This window comes from Jiella pacifica, assembly GCF_010500815.1.
GTDB lineage: Bacteria > Pseudomonadota > Alphaproteobacteria > Rhizobiales > Rhizobiaceae > Jiella > Jiella pacifica.
Map to the genome: position 1 here is coordinate 1 of NZ_JAAAMG010000032.1, position 17,256 is coordinate 17,256.

The following is a 17,256-nucleotide window of genomic DNA, read 5'->3' on the forward strand; positions in this document are numbered from 1 at the left end:
CAAACGGAGGGCCAGGTCACCAAGCTCAAACTTCTCAAGCGCTCAATGTACGGACGTGGGAACCTCGATCTCTTGCGCCGTCGACTCCTCTTGGCCGCGTAAAACCACACAACCTGCGCAAGAGCCGCTTGACTGGGGGCACCTGGGAAGCGCCAGCCGCCATCGTGACGACCCGTCCCCGCCGCGGCAGCGCCGGGGTCGCCGAGAAGGCAGCGTGTCGGAGCGATGCATTCGCGACCGTCAAGCACCGCGCGGGATGCCGGAGGCGGACCGTATATTTTTCAGTTCGGAGGGTCTGCCTCCGGCATCCCGCCGTCCCGTTCGGGCGGCACCCATCGCCGCCTTCGGGCGGGTCGCATAAGACCCACCCCGGCCGCCATGCGGCGCGGGATCGCGGCCGCGCGTCCAAAGATGGGGCAGCACGGTCGCGGCGGGATTTCGCGGCATCGTGCCGGCCGGAGCTGGCGGCGCGGCCGTCTCAGCCGGTGACGAAATAATATCCCGCCAGGAACAGCCCCACCGCGATGACGAAGATGCGCACGGCGATCTGCGGCACGCGCTTGGCGAGCCAGACGCCGGAATAGCCGCCGAGCGCGACGCCCGGCACCATGGCCAGCGCCCCCGGCCAGTCCACCACCCCGCCGGAGACGAAGATCACCACGGCGACGACGGCGATGACGTTGGCGAGAACGTTCTTGATGGCGTTCAGCCGGTGATAGTCGCCGGCGTCGGTCAGCCCCAGCGTCGCCAGCATCATGATGCCCATGCCGGCGCCGAAGAAGCCGCCATAGATCGCCGTGACGAACTGCATCAAGGGTGCCGCGATGCCGCGCTTTTCGGTGGTGGCGACCGCCTCGCGCGGCTTCGGCTTCAGCCACGGGCCGGCGGCGAACAGCCCGGTCGCGCCGAGGAGCAGCCAGGGCACGGCGGCCGAGAACTGCTCGTTGTTCAGCCACAGGAGCAAGAGCGCGCCGAGGGTCGAGCCGACCACCGAGACGGCGGCGAGGATGGCGATGCCCCGCCACATCCGGCGGATGTCCTTGAGATACGGCAGCGTCGAGGTGAAATAGCCCGGCAGCTGGACGATCGAGGAGGTGGCGTTGGCCGAGATCGGCGGCACGCCGATCAGCGACAGGGCGCCGAAGGAGATGAAGGTGCCACCGCCGGCCACCGCATTGATGGCCGCCCCGGCGAAGCCGGCGAGGAAGAGCAGAAGAATGGTGAGTATGGACATGAATGGGAATCGCTGAAGTGAGGACGGACCGTCATAGGCGATTTCGCCGCACATTGCGAAGCCACCCGCCGGGGCCGAAGGACGCGGCCTGCCGCAGCCGCCGCGTGGCGGGGCGCCCCCGCCGGCCGGCTCAGTCGGTCGGCCGCGCCTGCCGGGCATAGAGCAGCACGAGGGCGATGATGATCAGGCCGAAGACGATGTTCTTGCCGGCCTGGCCGATCTGCGCGACCGAGAGGATCGACTGGAGGAGGACGACGATCAAGGTGCCGGCGATGGTGCCGACATAGCCGCCGGCGCCGCCCATGATGTTGGTGCCGCCGATGATCACGGCGGCGATCGGCACCAGCAGATAGTCGTTGCCCATGCCGAGATAGGTCTGCGAGGCGTAGCCGGTGAGGAGGATGCCGCCGATCACCGCGCAGACGCCGGAGGCGACGAAGGCGCCGACATGAACGAGGCGGGTGTCGACGCCGGAGAGGAACAGCGCCGGCTCGTTGTTGCCGGTGGCATAGAGGAAGCGGCCGAAGCGCGAGCGGGCAAGGACGATGATGGTGACCACCGCCAGCAAGGCCCACACCAGCGGCGAGACCGGCATGCCGCCGAGATTGCCGACGGCGAGGAAGCGCACCACGCCGGGGATGGTCGAATCCGGCGGCTGGCCGTTCGTATAGACCATGGTCGCGCCCTCGAGCAGCGCGTTCATGCCGAGCGTCCAGACCAGCGAATGCAGCCGGAAGACCGCGACGCCGATGGCGTTGATCAGCCCGACGCCGATGCCGACCAGCAGCGCCGCGCCGATCGCCACGCCGAAGCCGTAGCCCTGGCCGTAGAGCGTTGCCATCAGGATCGAGGAAAAGGTCAGGTTCCACGGCACCGACAGATCGATCTGGCCGGTGAGGATGACCAGCGTCTGGCCGATGGCGATGATGCCGATGAAGGTGGCGATCTGCAGCTGCGCCTTGACGTTCGCCCAGGAGGCGAAGGCCGGGTTGAGGATCACCGCGACGATGATGAGGACGACGAGCAGCACATAGGAGACCGCGACGCCGTGCCTGGTGAAGGCGGAGAGGCGGGAAGCGAGCGTCGGCGAGGAGCGCATTTCGGTGGTCATCGCTCAGCTCCGAAGGACTTGCAGACGGTTGCGGGCTCTGAGCGTCCAGGCGTTGCCGAACATCAGGACGAGGATCAGGATCGCCCCCTGAAAGACGCTTTGATAGAAGGACGAGACGCCGGCCGCGAACAGCACCGAGATGATGATCGAGATGAAGAAGGCGGCGACGATCGGGCCGAGCGCAAGGCCCCTGCCACCGCCGAGAATCGCCCCGCCGAAGACGACGGCCGCGACCGAGTTCAGCGTGTAGGACGTGCCGACGGAGGCATCGCCGGACGTCGTCTGGGCGGTGAGGAAAAGGCCGGCGCAGGCGGCGAGGAAGCCGCCGATCACATAGGCCGAAACCAGCGTCCTCGGCACGTTGATGCCGGACATGTGGGCCCCGCCCGGATTGTCGCCGACGGCGTAGATCGCGGTGCCGAGCCGCGAGCGCATGATCGGCATGCGAAAGAGCAACGTCACGGCGAGCAGCACGATCAGCGAATAGGGCAGCCAGCCCCAGGCGCCGGTCAGCGCCGAGGCATAATAACCGGGAACCGAACCGCCGGGCTGCGGCCGGATCAAAAGCGCGAAGCCGGAATAGACGTAGAGCGTCGCCAGCGTCACGATGATCGGCTGGATCCGGCCATAGGCGACGAGGAGGCCGTTGACGAGCCCCGCGCCGGCCCCCGCACCGAGGGTCAGGAGAACGACGCCGAAAACGCTCCACGGACTGTCGCCCATGTAGGTTGCGGCAATCGCATTGGAGAGGCTGACGATGGCGCCGACCGAGAGGTCTACGCCGCCGGTGAGGACGACGGTCAGCTGGGCGAGAGCCGCCAGCGCCAGCGTCGTGCCCTGGTTGGCGAGCAGCCGGAAGCCGAAGGGCGAGACGATCAGCGGCTGCTGGTACCAGTAGTAGCCGAGGAGAAGGGCGAGCCCGACGATGGCGAGCAGCGAGGACTTGTAGCGGCGCAGGCTCATTGGGCGGCCTCCGCGAGTTCGGACCCGGCATCTGCCCGCCCCCGCCCGACCCCGAGCGCGGCGGCGAGGATGTCCTGTTCGGTGATGTCGTCGCCCTGGAGCGTTTCGACGATCCGGCCGTCGTCCATGACGGCGACGCGGTGACAGAGGCCGATCAGCTCGCTGGTCTCGGTGGAATAGAGGATCACGCCCTTGCCCTCGCGCGTCAGGCCGACGATCAGCTCGTAGAAGGCCTGCTTGGTGCCGACGTCGATGCCCCGCGTCGGATCGTAGAAGAGGAAGATGTCGGCGCCCGTCTCCAGCCATTTGGCCAGAACCAGCTTCTGCTGGTTGCCACCCGACAGCGAGCGGGCCGGTAGTTCCATCGACGCCGCCTTGACCGCCAGCCGCTCCATCATGCGGGCGACGAAGGCCCGCTCTTTGGTGGGATTGACGAAGCCGAAGCGGCCGAGGCTGGAGAGTACGGAGAAGGTGATGTTCTCGCGCACGCTCATCGGCAGCACGAGCCCTTCGGTCTTGCGGTCTTCGGGGATCAGCGCGATGCCGCTCGCCTTGGCCTGCCAGGGGGTTGCGACCTTTGCCGGCCTGCCGGAGATGGTCACCTCGCCCCTGATGCCGCGATAGGCGCCGAAGAGCGCCAGAAGCAGCGTCCCCTGCCCCTGCCCCTCGAGACCGGCCAGCCCGAGCACCTCGCCGCGCCTCAGCGCAAACGAAATGTCCTGAAGGCCCGAGCCGGCGGAAAACCCGGCCAGTTCGAGCAGCGACGGCGCGTCCGTCTCGATACGGGTCTTTGCGGGAAACGAGCGCTCGACCTTCTGGCCGAGCATCATCTCGACGATCTCGCCGTCGCTGGCCTCAGCTGCTCTGACGGTGGCGACGTGCCGGCCGTTGCGGAAGATCGTCATCCGGTCGACGAACTCGCGGATTTCGCTCATCCGGTGCGAGATGAAGATCACCGCGGTGCCGCCCGCCTTCAGCTTGCGCAGAAGATCGAACAGCCGCTGCACTTCTTTGCGGCCGAGCGCCGAGGTGCCCTCGTCGAGGATCAGAAGCTTCGGCTTCTTCGACAGCGCCTTGAAGATCTCGACGAGTTGGCGGTCCGCAAGCGACAGGTCCGCGACATGGGCCCCCGGCGCGATGTGATCGACGCCTAGGCTTTCGAACAGCTCGCGCACCTCGGCCCGCATCCGCCGCTGGCTGATCTGCCCGAGGAAGCCGGTCGGCTGGTGGCCGATAAGGATGTTCTCGGCGACGGTGAGATGGGGAAACAGCGACAGTTCCTGGAACACCGTCGCGACGCCGTGCCGCGCGGCGTCCGCTGGGCCGGAGAAGCTGACGGTCTCACCGGCGAGCGCGATCGTCCCCGCATCGGCGCGCTGAACACCGCTCAGTACCTTGACCAGCGTCGACTTGCCGGCCCCGTTGGCGCCGAGCAGCGCATGGATTTCGCCGGTCCTGCAGGAGAAATCGGCATTTTCGAGCGCATGGACGCCGCCGAAGCTCTTGGAGATGCCTCTCGCCTCGAGAAGCGTGCCGGCGGCGGCGGATGCACGGGCATCTGGATGGGAACTCGGATCTGGATGCGAACTCAAGGACACTCTCCGCCAATTGGCGCGGGCCGGAGAATGACCGGCCCAGCGCGGAGACGAAACACGAGCCTCGGGGCCCGGGAGGCGGAACTTGCCGAGGCTCGCGAGCCGGCGGGCGATCGGAGGGCAAGCCGCTCGGCCAGCCCCGCCCGCCGGAACCGGCATGTCGCCGGCGTCAGACCTTCTGCTTGAGGATCTGCTCGGCGGTGAAGTCGAGCCCGCAGACCGGGATCGAGATCGGCGTGAAGAAGCTGTCGGGCAGCTCGGGGAAGAAGTTCTCGCCCGATTTCAACGTATCCGTCGTCGCCGTCGGCAGCGGCGCGGAGACCGACTGCGGCGTTTCCTTGCCTTGCAGGATGTCGAGCGCGACCATGATCGACAGCGCCGAAAGCGCCGGCGACTGGCCGATCGAGAGCATCGGGAACTTCAGTTCGGAGGCCAGCTTGCGGAAGCCGTTCTCGGCCTCGCCGGCGATCGGCGGGATGTCGAGCCCGGCCTGCTGGAAGGCGCGGACCACGCCGGTGTCGCCGCCCTGGCTCCAAACGCCGTCGAACTTGGTGCCGGAGGCGAGCGCGTTGGCGGTGACCTTCTGGGCCGTGCCGTCGTCCCAGTTGCCGTAGATCTCGGTTGTCTTGATGTCGGGATGCTTGCCGAAGACGTCGTTCGCCGCGCGGGTGCGTTCCTGATCGACGAAAGTGCCGGCAACGCCGCGCACCATCAGGATGTTGCCATTGCCGCCCGTCTTGTCGACGACGAAATCGGCCCACTGCTTGCCCATCTCGTACTGGTCTTGATTGACCGTGACGGCGTTGTCCGTCGTCACCACGTTGTCGAAGGAGACGACGAGGATGCCGGCATCCGCGGCCTGGTCGATCACCGAATTGAGGCCCGTCGGCGAGGCGGCGTTGAGGATGATCGCATCGACACCCGACAGGATCATCTGGTTCATCTGGGCGATCTGCGCCGAGACCTCGTTGCCGGAGCTCGTCGCCTGGAAGCTCTTGATCAGCGGCTTGACCTCGTCGCGCTCGGTATAGGCCTTGGCGATCTGCACCATCTCGGTGCGCCAGGTGTTGCCGATGTAGGAGTTCGACAAGGCGATGTTGAACGGGCCGCTCTTGGCCTCGCGCTTGATCATCTTGGTGTCGGACGCCCAGGGGACGATGCATTCGCCAGCGGCCGCGAAGGCCGGTCGCCCGATCAGGCCGGAAAAAGCCGTGGCGGCGATGCCGCCGGCGACGCCTCGGATGAACTGTCTGCGCTGCATGCTGATCTCCTCCCGCGGTTCGTCGGGGCCTACAGCCGCCTCCCGAGCGGCCATCGTCCGGCCCGACATCAACGGATACATTAATTGCATCTGGGGACCGCGACGGGAAGGCGTCTTGTGGATATCGGCACGCCCGGCGTGCAGAATTCATCGTCCGGTAATGTTTGCCGCGCTCCGAATCTGGCTCGAATGCCCCTTGCCGCTCGTATGGCCCGACGCAAGTGACCGGCCACGTCAAGGAGGCGCCATGCGGTCCGGCAGCATCGAGCCAAGACGGCAGCGGCTTGCATCCCCAAGGAGATCCCCATGACCTCGTCCTTTTCTCTCGTCCTCGACGCGCAGTGCGCGCTCGGCGAAGGCCCGGTGTGGTCGGGCACCGAACAGGCGCTCTATTTCGTCGACATCAAGGGCATGAAGCTCCATCGCTTCGAGCCGGATGCGGAGCGCCACACCACCATCGGCCTGTCGGAAGAGATCGGCTGCTTCGCCATCCGCAAGGACGGCGGCTTCGTCGCCGGGCTGCGCTCGGGCGTCTGGCATCTCTCCCCCGAGGGCGAGCGCATCGCCATGCTGGCTCCGAACCCCGAGCCCACCGCGACCAACCGCTTCAACGACGGGCGCACCGACCCGCGCGGACGCTTCTTCCTCGGCACGATCGACGAGAAGAAGGCCGGGGGCACGGCGGGGCTCTACCGTTTCGACAAGCGCGGCCTCACGAAGATCCAATCCGGCATCTGGACGTCCAACGGCCTCGCCTTTTCGCCGGACGGCCGCACCATGTACCACTCCGACACGCAGGTCCGCACGATCTACGCTTATGACTACGACGCCGGCAGCGGAGAGGCGACGAACCGCCGGGTCTTCGCCAAGGTGACGAATGTCGGCGACGACAAGGGCCGCCCCGACGGCGCGGCGGTGGACGCGGAGGGTTGCTACTGGTCGGCGCTCTACGAAGGCGGCCGGGTACAGCGCTATTCGCCGACGGGCAAACTTCTCGGCGAATACAAGGTGCCGGCGATGTGCACGACGATGATCGCTTTCGGGGGCGACGACCTGAAGACGCTCTACGTCACCTCGGCAAGGGACGGCCGCCCGGCGGAAGAACTGGAGCGTCTGCCGCATTCGGGCGGCGTCTTTGCCATGCGCACCGACGTGCCGGGCCTGCCCGAGCCGCAGTTCGACCCGGAGGTCTGACCGGCATCGAAAAAGGCCCGCTCTTTCGAGCGGGCCTTTTGGCATGGTCGGTCTGGGCGCCGGGCCTTTTCCCGAATCAGGATACGGGCGCCGCTCAGTCGACGAAGGCCCGCTCGACGACGTAGGTCCCCGGCTTGTTGTTGGCGCCTTCCTCGAAGCCGCGCGCCTGCAGGAGACCCTCGATCTCGCGCAGCATCGCCATGGAGCCGCAGATCATCGCCCGGTCGGTCTCGGGGTTCAAAGGCTCGATGCCGAGGTCGGAAAAGAGCTTGCCGTTCTCGATCAAGGTGGTGACCCGGTGGCCGCGCGTCTCGCCCTCGCGGGTGGCGCTGGCGTGGAAGAGCAGCTTGTCGCCGACGAATTCGCTCATCAGCTCGTCGTTGCGGGTGTTCTCGACGAGTTCGCGGCCGTAGTTCAGCTCGGCGTTTTCGCGGCAAGTCTGGGTGAGGATGACCTGCTCGAACTTCTCGTAGGTCTCGGGATCGCGGATCACCGAGGCGAAGGGGGCGATGCCTGTGCCGGTCGAGAACAGGAACAGGCGCTTGCCCGGCAGAAGCGCGTCGTGGACCAGCGTACCGGTCGGCTTCTTGCGCATCAGCACCGTGTCGCCGACCTTGATCTTCTGCAGATGCTCGGTGAGCGGGCCGCCCGGAACCTTGATCGAGAAGAATTCGAGCTCCTCGTCCCAGGCCGGGCTGGCGATCGAATAGGCCCGGTAGACGGGCTTCTCGGCATTCGGAAGGCCGATCATCACGAACTCGCCGGAGCGGAAGCGGAAGCTCTGCGGCCGCGTCATGCGGAAGGAGAACAGGCGGTCGGTGTAATGCTTCACCGCCGTCACGGTCTCGGCGAAGACGTTCGCCGGGATCGGAAATGCCGTGTTCGCTTCACTCGTGGCGACAGAACTCATGCCAATTGCCTCTCTCGTCGTTCGTCATAGGGCGCCGCGGCGCGCATATGCAGCCGGATTCTGGCCGCCTTTGAAGCCGGACACGACGCGGCAGCGTAGCCTGACGGCCTCGCAATCCCGTACGCGCACCGATGATAAGATCATTAGTGTACGAACATAATTGCCGAAGCGCAAAGCTGCAGGGTCCGAAATTTCAAAAACCACCGCAGAACGGAAAAATCCATCGCGTCGAAGCGGCGCATGAGGCATTGCCTGAGGCTCGGAACGGCCGGGAAGCCGGCGACGGAGCCACCGCCTCCCCAGCCCGTTCGCCTCGAACGATCAGGCTGCCTCGTCGACCGCCTCGCTGGCCCGCGGCTTCGGCACGTAGTTCAGCACCGGAGCGAGCCAGCGCTCGATCTCTTCGACGCTCATGCCCTTGCGCCTGGCATAGTCCTCGACCTGGTCGCGCTCGACCTTGGCGACGCCGAAGTAATGCGAGTCCGGATGGCCGATATAGAGGCCGGAGACCGACGAGCCCGGCCACATGGCGAGGCTTTCGGTCAGCTTCACGCCGATTTCCTTTTCCGCATCGAGCAGCTCGAACAAAGTGAGCTTCTCGGTGTGGTCCGGCTGGGCCGGATAGCCCGGCGCCGGGCGGATGCCGGCATAGGGTTCGGCGACCAGCTCTTCCGGGGTGTAGGTCTCGTCCGGCGCATAGCCCCAGAGCTCGCGGCGCACCATCGCATGCATGCGCTCGGCGAAGGCCTCGGCGAAGCGGTCGGCCAGGGCCTTGACCATGATCGAGGCGTAGTCGTCATTGGCCTTGGCAAAGCGGTTGGAGATCGCCTCCTCCTCGATGCCGGCGGTGACGCAGAAGCCACCGACATAGTCGGGTCGGCCCGAATCCTGCGGCGCGACGAAGTCCGACAGAGCGAGATTCGGCCGGTCGCCACGCTTCGACAGCTGCTGGCGCAGCGTGAAGAACGTCGCGCGCTCGTCCTTGCGGGTGTCGTCGGCAAAGACGCGGATGTCGTCGCCGACCGCATTGGCCGGCCAGAAACCGACCACCGCCTTCGGAACGAACCACTTCTCCTCGACGATCTGCTTCAGCATCGCCTGCGCATCGGCGAACAGCGAGCGCGCCGCCTCGCCCTGACGCTCGTCCTCGAGGATCGCCGGATACCGCCCCTTCATCTCCCAGGTCTGGAAGAACGGCGTCCAGTCGATGTGCGCGGCGAGGTCGGCGAGGTCGAAGTCCTGATAGACCTTGGTGCCGAGGAAGGACGGCGCCTTAGCCTCGTAGCCGGACCAGTCGATCTTCATCGCATTGGCCCGCGCGGCGGCCAGCGTCATGCGCTTCTTGTCGCGCTCGGAGCGCTCGTGGGCCTCTGTGACCTTCTTGTATTCCTCCCGGATGCCGTCGATCGTCTTGTCGCGCGTCTCCTCCGACAACAGGCTGGAGACGACGCCGACGGCCCTCGAGGCGTCGGTGACGTAGACGGTCTGGCCGCGCTGGTATTGCGGGTGAATCTTCACCGCCGTGTGGACGCGGCTGGTCGTCGCCCCGCCGATGAGGAGGGGGATGTCGAAGCCCTCGCGCTCCATCTCCGAGGCGACATGCACCATCTCGTCGAGCGACGGGGTGATCAGGCCGGACAGGCCGATGATGTCGACCTTCTCGCGCTTGGCCGTCTCGAGGATCTTCGCCGCCGGCACCATGACGCCGATGTCGATGACCTCGTAGTTGTTGCAGGCGAGGACGACGCCGACGATGTTCTTGCCGATGTCGTGGACGTCGCCCTTCACCGTCGCCATCAGCACCTTGCCGGCATTCTTGCGCTGCTCGCCGCCGAGAAGGCGCTTCTCCTCCTCCATGTAGGGGAGGAGAAGGGCGACAGCCTGCTTCATGACGCGGGCGGACTTCACCACCTGGGGCAGGAACATCTTGCCGGCGCCGAACAGGTCGCCGACGATGTTCATGCCGGCCATCAGCGGCCCTTCGATGACGTGGAGCGGCCGCTCGGCGGCCTGGCGGGCCTCCTCGGTGTCGACGTCGATATATTCGGTGATGCCGTTGACGAGGGCATGGGCGAGACGCTCGTTGACCGGCTTCTCGCGCCAGGAGAGGTCCTTCTCCTTGGCCTTGCCGCCGCCCTGGCCCTTGTAGCGCTCGGCGAGCTCGAGCATCCGCTCGGTCGGATCGACGCCGTCCTTCGGCGTGCGGTTGAGGATGACGTCCTCGCAGGCTTCGCGCAGTTCGGGATCGATCGAGTCGTAGACGGCGAGCTGGCCGGCATTGACGATGCCCATGTCCATGCCCGCCTGGATGCAGTGGTAGAGGAACACCGCATGCATCGCCTCGCGCACGGCCTCGTTGCCGCGGAAGGAGAAGGACAGGTTCGACACGCCGCCGGAGATGTGGGCGTGCGGCAGGGTCTTGCGGATCGTCCGGGTCGCCTCGATGAAGGCGACGCCGTAGCCGTTGTGCTCCTCGATGCCGGTGGCAATGGCGAAGATGTTGGGATCGAAGACGATGTCCTCGGGCGCAAAGCCCGCTTCCTCGGTGAGAAGCTTGTACGCCTTGGTGCAGATCTCGACCTTGCGCTCGTAACTGTCGGCCTGGCCTTCGCTGTCGAAGGCCATGACCACCACGGCCGCGCCATAGCGCTGGATCAGCTTGGCCTGGGCGAGAAAGGCCTCAACGCCCTCCTTCATGGAAATCGAATTGACCAGCGCCTTGCCCTGGACGCATTTCAGCCCGGCCTCGATCACCTCGAACTTCGAGCTATCGATCATCACCGGCACCTTGGCGATGTCCGGCTCGGCGGCAACGAGGTTGAGATAGTCGACCATCGCCTGCTTGGAGTCGATCAGGCCCTCGTCCATGTTGACGTCGATGATCTGGGCGCCGTTTTCGACCTGCTGACGGGCGACCTCGAGAGCGGCCGGATAGTCGTTGTCCTTGATCAGCTTGCGGAAGCGGGCCGAGCCGGTGACGTTGGTGCGCTCGCCGACATTGACGAAGGGAATGTCCGAGGTCAGCGTGAAGGGCTCGAGGCCCGACAGCTTCATCAGCCGCTTCACCTCCGGGATCTGCCTCGGCTTATAGGCCTTCAGCATCTCGGCGACGGCCTTGATGTGGTCCGGCGTCGAGCCGCAGCAGCCACCGACGACGTTGACGAGGCCCTCCTTGGCGAAGACCTCGACTTCCTTGGCCATCGCCTCCGGGCTCTGGTCGTATTCGCCGAATTCGTTCGGCAGGCCGGCATTGGGATAGGCGCAGACGAAGGTGTCGGCGGCGTTGGAGATTTCGGCAAGATGGTCGCGCATCGCCGCTGCGCCGAGGGCGCAATTCAGCCCTATGGTGAAGGGCTTGGCGTGGCGCACCGCGTGCCAGAACGCCGTCGGCGTCTGGCCGGAGAGGGTGCGGCCGGACAGATCGGTGATCGTGCCGGAGATCATCACCGGCAGGCGCACGCCCTTTTCCTCGAAGATCTCCTCGCAGGCGAAGATCGCCGCTTTCGCATTCAAGGTGTCGAAGATCGTCTCGATCAGGATGATGTCGGCGCCGCCGTCGATCAGGCCGCGCAACTGCTCGCCATAGGCGATGCGCAGGTCGTCGAAGGTCACGGCCCGGTAGCCGGGATTGTTGACGTCGGGCGAGATCGAGGCGGTGCGGTTCGTCGGCCCGAGGGCGCCGGCGACGAAGCGGCGGGTGCCGTCGGTCTGCTCGGCGCGGATCGCCGCGCGGCGGGCGAGACGTGCGCCGTCACGGTTCAGCTCGTAGACCTGATCTTCCATCTGGTAGTCAGCCTGGGCGATGGTCGTCGAGGAGAAGGTGTTGGTCTCCAGGATGTCCGCGCCGGCGATGGCATAGGCGTAGTGGATGTCCTCGATCGCCTGGGGCTGGGTCAGGTTGAGGAGATCGTTGTTGCCCTGCAGATGGCATTCGCAGGCGCCGAAGCGGTGGCCGCGGAAATCGTCCTCGCCGAGGCCGAGAAGCTGGATCTCGGTTCCCATGGCGCCGTCGAGAATGAGAATGCGTTCGCTGGCGGCCTTTTTCAGCGCCTCGAACGCCTCTGCGGGATTGCGGCCGTCGGTCAGCGGCCCGAAGAGCTGTTCGGTCGTGGAGGTCATGAGCGTCGCTTGTCCTTCTGGGTCGGCTCCCAAATCACATAAAGATATTCTTATGTCAACAAATGGAGCCACTGATGCGTGTTTCAAACGCCCTCGTGCCGGCGGAAGAGGAAGATGCCCCGCGACGAGCGAACATGCCGGCAGAATGTGACGGTAGCCCCTCATCCTGAGGTGCGAGCGGAGCGAGCCTCGAAGGGCGAGGAGCCCCAGGCTCCCGCCTTCCGCCCGTTCGACATGCCCTTACGGCCGGCGACGCGCCACGCCCTCGCCCTTCGAGGCTCCCCCGAGCTTCGCTCGGCCCGCGCCTCAGGATGAGGGCGACTGTCGCGCTCAGATCCGCGTCAGTGTCGCCTCGTCTTCCTTGCCATCGAAGAACACGTCGAGCGCACGGCCGAACGTCTCGTCGCTCGGATCGGCGCGGTGGAACAGCGTCATCGAGGAATGGAACTTCATGTCGTCCGGCGAGCCGAAGATCGCATGGACGCTCTTGCCCGGATGGCCCAGCACCGCCTCGGTGCATTCGACGAGCCTGCGCCCCAGCATGGGGTGGGCGAGATAGTCCTTCGCCTCGTCGAGCGAGGCGATCGCATAGCGCTGGGCCATCGGCGAGGAGCCGAGCCCCGCGATCTGCGGGAAGACGAACCACATCCAGTGGCTCTGCTTCTGCCCGGCCTGAAGTTCGGCCAACGCACGACCATAGACCGGCGACTGGGCTTCGACGAAGCGGTTGAGCGGCATGGCAAGCTCCCATGAGCGGCCGCCGTTCGGCGGACCTCGGACACAACGCCCCGCTCGGAAAGGCCGTTCCTGACGCTGGCCGCGCTACAGCCGCTTTTCGAAGAAGAAGTCCGGATAGGGATCGTCGTTGAAGCGGTCGATCTCGGTCCAGCCGGACTTGCGATACATGGCGATCGCCTCCGGGAGCGCCTTGTTGGTGTCGAGCCTCAGCGCGGGCATCTGCAATTCGCGAGCGATCGCCTCGGTACGGTCCATGAGCCGCTTGGCGAGCCCGAGGCCCCGCGCCGCCGGCGCCACCCAGAGCCGTTTCACCTCGCCATACTCGGCGCAGGTCCCCTTCAGCCCGACGCAGCCGATCGGCATGTCGTCGGAAAAGGCGACGAGGAAGACGCCGCGAGGTCGGACCATGGTTTCGGCGTCGGGATCGGCGGACAGTCTGACGTCGAAGTCCCGCTCGAAACGCCGCGCCAGTTCGCCGTAGTATTCGCCGAGACAATAGCGGGCGACCTCCGCTCGCGGATCGATCTCGACGAGTTCGATCTGGTCTCGGCCGAAAGCCGAGGCGACGAGATCCATCGCCGCGAGGAGGGCGTCGGCATTGGCGTGGCGCGCCAAAGCTCTCTCCGCCCGCTCGTTCGACAATGCCTCATAGGCGGCAAACTCGGCTTCGCCCGCTCGAGTCAGGGAGGCGATCCGCCGTCTGCCGTCGTCCGGATGCGGCGTCGTCTCGATCAGGCCTTCATCCTCGAGCCCGCGCAAGAGCCGACTGACCAGCCCCGAATCCAGCCCGAGATAGGCCCGGATCTCGCCGACATCGGTCTTGCCGTGCCCAATGGCATTGAGAATGCGGGCGACGCCGAGAGGCCGGCCCCTGCCGAGAAAGGAATGGTCGAGCGCGCCGACCTCGGTAACGGCGGCACGGGCGAAACGGCGGAAGCGGGCGACGGGATCGAGCATCATGGTATCTGACTTAAGTCAGATAACTGTCGTGATCAAGCGGAATCGACGTCTCCGCTGCCAAGGGGGCGAGCCGATCGCCACCGACACGAGATGCCCGCTCAGCTCCGCGGGTGGAGGGATTTGAGCCGGCGCCCTCAGCGGATCGGCTCGTGCACCGTCACGAGCTTGGTGCCGTCCGGAAACGTCGCTTCCACCTGGACGTCGTGGATCATCTCGGCAATGCCTTCCATCACCTGATCCCTCGTGATCACCTTGGCGCCCGCCTCCATCAGGTCGGCGACGCTGCGCCCGTCCCGCGCACCCTCGACGACGAAGTCGGTGATGAGGGCGATGGCCTCGGGATGGTTGAGCTTCACGCCGCGCTCCAGTCGCTTCCTGGCGACGACGGCCGCCATGGAGACGAGGAGCTTGTCCTTTTCGCGCGGGGTGAGCTGCATCGTGTCGTCCTCGCAATTCAGATGGGTCAGAGCGACCATATCCGCGGGACCCCGGCCTTTGCCAGTACCGCGATGGCCGGAACCAGACGCTTTCTGAGAAGAAAGCCGGAAGGGGCGACGAGGCGCGCGACGATCAGCCCGCCGACGAGGCTCGCGCCGCCGTCCTCGCCGATCGCCTGGCGGAGCGGAGCGAGCAGGGACTCGGCTCCCTCGCGCCGCGCGACGAGGGTGGCGAAGGCGCGATTGCCGGCAAGCGAGGCCGCGGCGCCGGTCTGCCCGGCGATGTCGCCTTCGAGCCGGGTCTCGTCGGCAAACACCAGCTTTCCACCGAGACGGATCCGCCAGCTTTCGCGGAAGACCCCCTGCCTGACGCTCTCACCCATCATCTCACGGCCGAGAATGACGCTTTCGCAAAGCACGAACTCCGCATCCTCGGCGGTTTCGAGCTCCAGCTTGCGGCTGAGAGCGCTCTCGTGAAAGAGGATGGTTTCCTGCGGCAGGAAAGCCAAGAAGCCACCCGCCGCGACGTTCAGCCGGGTCGCAACCTCCGCCCGGCCGGAGCTCGCCCGGTAGATGCGTTCGCAGGCCTGGGTGGTGAGGGAAAGCCCCGCCCCCGGCCCGACGGCAAAGCGCTGATCGAGAACGTCCCCGCCGGTGAGGCCGCCGGCGGTGTTGATCAGCACCGCCTCGCTGGTTGCGCCGGGCACCTTGGGAAAGCGCAGCTTCAGGCAGCCGGCCTGATGGAGATCCTCCAGCCGGGTGCGCCCGCCCGCCGCCTTGACCCGCAGATCGAGGCGTCCGCGGGCGCGCTGGAGGCGCGGGGCAGGCGCGGCTGATTCACCGCGGGACAAGAAATGAAGTTCGTCGGTCATGAGCGAAATCGTTCCGGGATCGTCGTCTCGCTCAGCCGAATTCCTCCGAACGGCACCCGCAGGCGGGCACTCCGAGATCCTATCGCGACGCGGCCGGTGATGTGAAGCGGGACGGTGGCGGCGCGGCGCCCGCTCTTCTTACGATGGGCGGGCGCAGGGGCTGCCGGCCTACCGCCTTCCCTGCCCGCTCATCCTGGCGACGGCGTCGTCGACGAGGCGATTGGCGATCTGCATGCGGGTCGTCGCTTCGGTCCGGAAGCCGATCGGCACGCGGTCGGGATGGTTTACCCGGGCGAAGTTGCGCCGCGCTTCGAGGAGGTCCTTGACGCTGCTCAGCGCCAGGATGTCCAGCTCCATCGCAATGTCGTAGGGGTCGGTGCTCGGCGCGCCGGGCTGCGCCTCCCGTATGGTCTTTGCGTAGGCGGCGCCGGCTGCGGCGGCGGAGCCGTTGCCATTGCCGGTGCCGCGCGCGCCCTCCGGCCGCGGTGGCTCGGAGGAGGTCGGCGCCTGATCGCTCGCGCGGCGCGCCTCGAAACCCTGGCGCGGCTCGGAAGGCTTTTCGGATTCCTTTGAGGCGGCGCGGGGCGGCGCGGTCGGCTTGACCGGCTCCGGCTCGTCGAAGGCGGAGAAATCTTCCTCCTCGAGCGCCTCCTCGTAAGCCGCGCGGGCGGCGGCGGCCCGCTCGACGCTCTCGGCGATTCTCGGGCCGCGGCGGATGCCGGTCACCGACATGACACCGGTCGACGCCCGGCCGAACACCGAGCGCCAGCCCTTGGTCTCATGGCGGGCGGCGACCCCCTCGAGAATTCGATCGAACGACTGGTCCACCATGGCGGGGTCCTGGATACGCAACAATTGTCGCAATTGTCGGCCCATCTCCTGAAGCTTTCGTAAAGCTGGATTCATCGCCGGCCCGCGGGGCACCGGCGATATTGCGCCGCTGCGACGCCCGCCTTTATGGTCGCGCGCCAGGGCAGACGGCCCGAGATGGAGGAACGCGATGCGCACGGTCTATGTGAACGGCGTTTTCTGCCCGGAGAATCAGGGGGTGGTGTCGATCTTCGACCGCGGCTTCCTGTTCGCCGACGGCGTCTACGAGGTGACCAGCGTCCTCGACGGCAAGCTGATCGACTTTTCCGGGCACATGGCGCGGCTGCGCCGTTCGATGTCGGAGCTTTCGATTCCCGCCCCGGCAAGCGAGGACGAGCTGTTGTCGATCCATCGGCAGCTCGTCGACAAGAACGCGCTCGCCGAGGGGTTGATCTACATGCAGGTGTCGCGCGGCGCCGCTGACCGCGACTTCCTGTTTCCGGCCGGCGACATCCGGCCCTCGCTCGTCCTCTTCACCCAGACCGGCCAGCTGCGCGACCGACCGGCGGCCAAGACCGGCCTCAAGGTCGTCACCCTGCCGGACCTTCGCTGGGCGCGCCGCGACATCAAGACGGTGCAGCTGCTCTATCCCTCGATGGCCAAGACCGAGGCGAAGCGGCGCGGGGCGGACGACGCCTGGCTGGTCGAGGACGGCTTCGTCACCGAAGGTTCGTCGAACAACGCCTATATCGTCAATGCCGACGGCGCGTTGATCACCCGGCCGCTGTCGCACGCGATCCTGCCCGGCATCACCCGCAGCGCAATCCTGCGGCTGGCGACGGAGACCGGCCTCACCGTCGAGGAGCGGCCGTTTTCCATCGAGGAAGCGCTGGCGGCGCGCGAGGCCTTCATTACTTCGGCGTCCAGCTTCGTCATGCCGGTGGTCGAGATCGACGGGCACAAGATCGGCGACGGCGCGCCGGGGGAGATCGCCGGGCGCCTGAGGGCGATCTACATCGACGAGGCGGTGAAGACGGCGGTGTGATCGCCGC

At 66.6% G+C, this 17,256-nt stretch carries 14 protein-coding genes; 2 read left to right on the forward strand and 12 right to left on the reverse strand.

Features of this window, described 5'->3' with window-relative positions:
• Positions 1-478: 478 nt before the first annotated feature.
• The 5 genes from GTK09_RS24350 to GTK09_RS24370 all read right to left on the reverse strand — a co-directional run bounded on the left by GTK09_RS24350 (position 479) and on the right by GTK09_RS24370 (position 6,164).
• Positions 479-1,234 carry a sulfite exporter TauE/SafE family protein gene (locus tag GTK09_RS24350; RefSeq protein ID WP_163466009.1) on the reverse strand — a complete coding sequence of 252 codons (756 nt, stop codon included), beginning with the start codon at positions 1,232-1,234 and terminating at the stop codon, positions 479-481.
• Between the two features lie 130 nt (positions 1,235-1,364).
• Positions 1,365-2,345, reverse strand: a complete 981-nt coding sequence (locus tag GTK09_RS24355; RefSeq protein WP_163466010.1) for an ABC transporter permease — start codon at positions 2,343-2,345, stop codon at positions 1,365-1,367.
• 3 nt (positions 2,346-2,348) lie between these two features.
• Positions 2,349-3,308 (reverse strand): ABC transporter permease, encoded by a 960-nt coding sequence (locus GTK09_RS24360; RefSeq protein WP_163466011.1) that lies wholly within the window; start codon positions 3,306-3,308, stop codon positions 2,349-2,351.
• Positions 3,305-4,900, reverse strand: a complete 1,596-nt coding sequence (locus GTK09_RS24365) for a sugar ABC transporter ATP-binding protein (RefSeq protein WP_246218112.1) — start codon at positions 4,898-4,900, stop codon at positions 3,305-3,307. Before GTK09_RS24365 ends, GTK09_RS24360 begins: the two co-directional genes overlap by 4 nt.
• Before the next feature lie 172 nt (positions 4,901-5,072).
• On the reverse strand, positions 5,073-6,164 hold the full coding sequence (locus GTK09_RS24370) for a sugar ABC transporter substrate-binding protein (RefSeq protein ID WP_163466013.1): 1,092 nt from the start codon (positions 6,162-6,164) through the stop codon (positions 5,073-5,075).
• Positions 6,165-6,470: 306 nt separating this feature from the next.
• Here GTK09_RS24370 and GTK09_RS24375 point away from each other — a divergent pair, with 306 nt between their 5' ends.
• Positions 6,471-7,358: an SMP-30/gluconolactonase/LRE family protein gene (locus tag GTK09_RS24375; protein ID WP_163466014.1), complete on the forward strand. Its 888-nt coding sequence runs from the start codon at positions 6,471-6,473 to the stop codon at positions 7,356-7,358.
• A gap of 94 nt (positions 7,359-7,452) precedes the next feature.
• Here the strand turns inward: GTK09_RS24375 and GTK09_RS24380 are convergent, their stop codons facing one another.
• From GTK09_RS24380 to GTK09_RS24410, 7 genes are all read right to left on the reverse strand, one after another.
• A complete protein-coding gene (locus GTK09_RS24380) occupies positions 7,453-8,268 on the reverse strand; it encodes a ferredoxin--NADP reductase (protein WP_163466015.1) in 816 nt (271 codons plus the stop codon).
• A 321-nt stretch (positions 8,269-8,589) separates the two neighbouring features.
• On the reverse strand, positions 8,590-12,387 hold the full coding sequence (gene metH / locus GTK09_RS24385; RefSeq protein ID WP_163466016.1) for a methionine synthase: 3,798 nt from the start codon (positions 12,385-12,387) through the stop codon (positions 8,590-8,592).
• A 330-nt stretch (positions 12,388-12,717) separates the two neighbouring features.
• On the reverse strand, positions 12,718-13,125 hold the full coding sequence (locus GTK09_RS24390) for a DUF1810 domain-containing protein (RefSeq protein WP_163466017.1): 408 nt from the start codon (positions 13,123-13,125) through the stop codon (positions 12,718-12,720).
• An 84-nt stretch (positions 13,126-13,209) separates the two neighbouring features.
• Positions 13,210-14,082, reverse strand: a complete 873-nt coding sequence (locus tag GTK09_RS24395; protein WP_163466040.1) for a bifunctional helix-turn-helix transcriptional regulator/GNAT family N-acetyltransferase — start codon at positions 14,080-14,082, stop codon at positions 13,210-13,212.
• 137 nt (positions 14,083-14,219) lie between these two features.
• Positions 14,220-14,522, reverse strand: a complete 303-nt coding sequence (locus tag GTK09_RS24400; RefSeq protein WP_163466018.1) for an urease subunit gamma — start codon at positions 14,520-14,522, stop codon at positions 14,220-14,222.
• Positions 14,523-14,548: 26 nt separating this feature from the next.
• Positions 14,549-15,394 (reverse strand): urease accessory protein UreD, encoded by an 846-nt coding sequence (locus GTK09_RS24405; RefSeq protein ID WP_163466019.1) that lies wholly within the window; start codon positions 15,392-15,394, stop codon positions 14,549-14,551.
• Between the two features lie 168 nt (positions 15,395-15,562).
• Positions 15,563-16,225, reverse strand: a complete 663-nt coding sequence (locus GTK09_RS24410) for a hypothetical protein (RefSeq protein WP_163466020.1) — start codon at positions 16,223-16,225, stop codon at positions 15,563-15,565.
• Positions 16,226-16,394: 169 nt separating this feature from the next.
• Between GTK09_RS24410 and GTK09_RS24415 the strand changes: the two genes are divergently transcribed.
• The gene (locus GTK09_RS24415; RefSeq protein ID WP_163466021.1) at positions 16,395-17,249 is read left to right on the forward strand and encodes a D-amino-acid transaminase; all 855 of its coding nucleotides are present in this window, start codon (positions 16,395-16,397) and stop codon (positions 17,247-17,249) included.
• Positions 17,250-17,256 lie beyond the last annotated feature (7 nt).

Excerpts from the sequence above, each read along its gene's own strand:
- GTK09_RS24380 (WP_163466015.1), bottom strand. The coding sequence starts at position 8,268 with ATGAGTTCTGTCGCCACGAGTGAAGCGAACACGGCATTTCCGATCCCG.
- GTK09_RS24370 (WP_163466013.1), bottom strand. The coding sequence starts at position 6,164 with ATGCAGCGCAGACAGTTCATCCGAGGCGTCGCCGGCGGCATCGCCGCC.
- GTK09_RS24355 (WP_163466010.1), bottom strand. The coding sequence starts at position 2,345 with ATGACCACCGAAATGCGCTCCTCGCCGACGCTCGCTTCCCGCCTCTCC.
- GTK09_RS24395 (WP_163466040.1), bottom strand. The coding sequence starts at position 14,082 with ATGCTCGATCCCGTCGCCCGCTTCCGCCGTTTCGCCCGTGCCGCCGTT.
- GTK09_RS24360 (WP_163466011.1), bottom strand. The coding sequence starts at position 3,308 with ATGAGCCTGCGCCGCTACAAGTCCTCGCTGCTCGCCATCGTCGGGCTC.
- GTK09_RS24350 (WP_163466009.1), bottom strand. The coding sequence starts at position 1,234 with ATGTCCATACTCACCATTCTTCTGCTCTTCCTCGCCGGCTTCGCCGGG.
- GTK09_RS24400 (WP_163466018.1), bottom strand. The coding sequence starts at position 14,522 with ATGCAGCTCACCCCGCGCGAAAAGGACAAGCTCCTCGTCTCCATGGCG.
- metH (WP_163466016.1), bottom strand. The coding sequence starts at position 12,387 with ATGACCTCCACGACCGAACAGCTCTTCGGGCCGCTGACCGACGGCCGC.
- GTK09_RS24415 (WP_163466021.1), top strand. The coding sequence starts at position 16,395 with ATGCGCACGGTCTATGTGAACGGCGTTTTCTGCCCGGAGAATCAGGGG.
- GTK09_RS24405 (WP_163466019.1), bottom strand. The coding sequence starts at position 15,394 with ATGACCGACGAACTTCATTTCTTGTCCCGCGGTGAATCAGCCGCGCCT.
- GTK09_RS24410 (WP_163466020.1), bottom strand. The coding sequence starts at position 16,225 with ATGGTGGACCAGTCGTTCGATCGAATTCTCGAGGGGGTCGCCGCCCGC.
- GTK09_RS24375 (WP_163466014.1), top strand. The coding sequence starts at position 6,471 with ATGACCTCGTCCTTTTCTCTCGTCCTCGACGCGCAGTGCGCGCTCGGC.
- GTK09_RS24390 (WP_163466017.1), bottom strand. The coding sequence starts at position 13,125 with ATGCCGCTCAACCGCTTCGTCGAAGCCCAGTCGCCGGTCTATGGTCGT.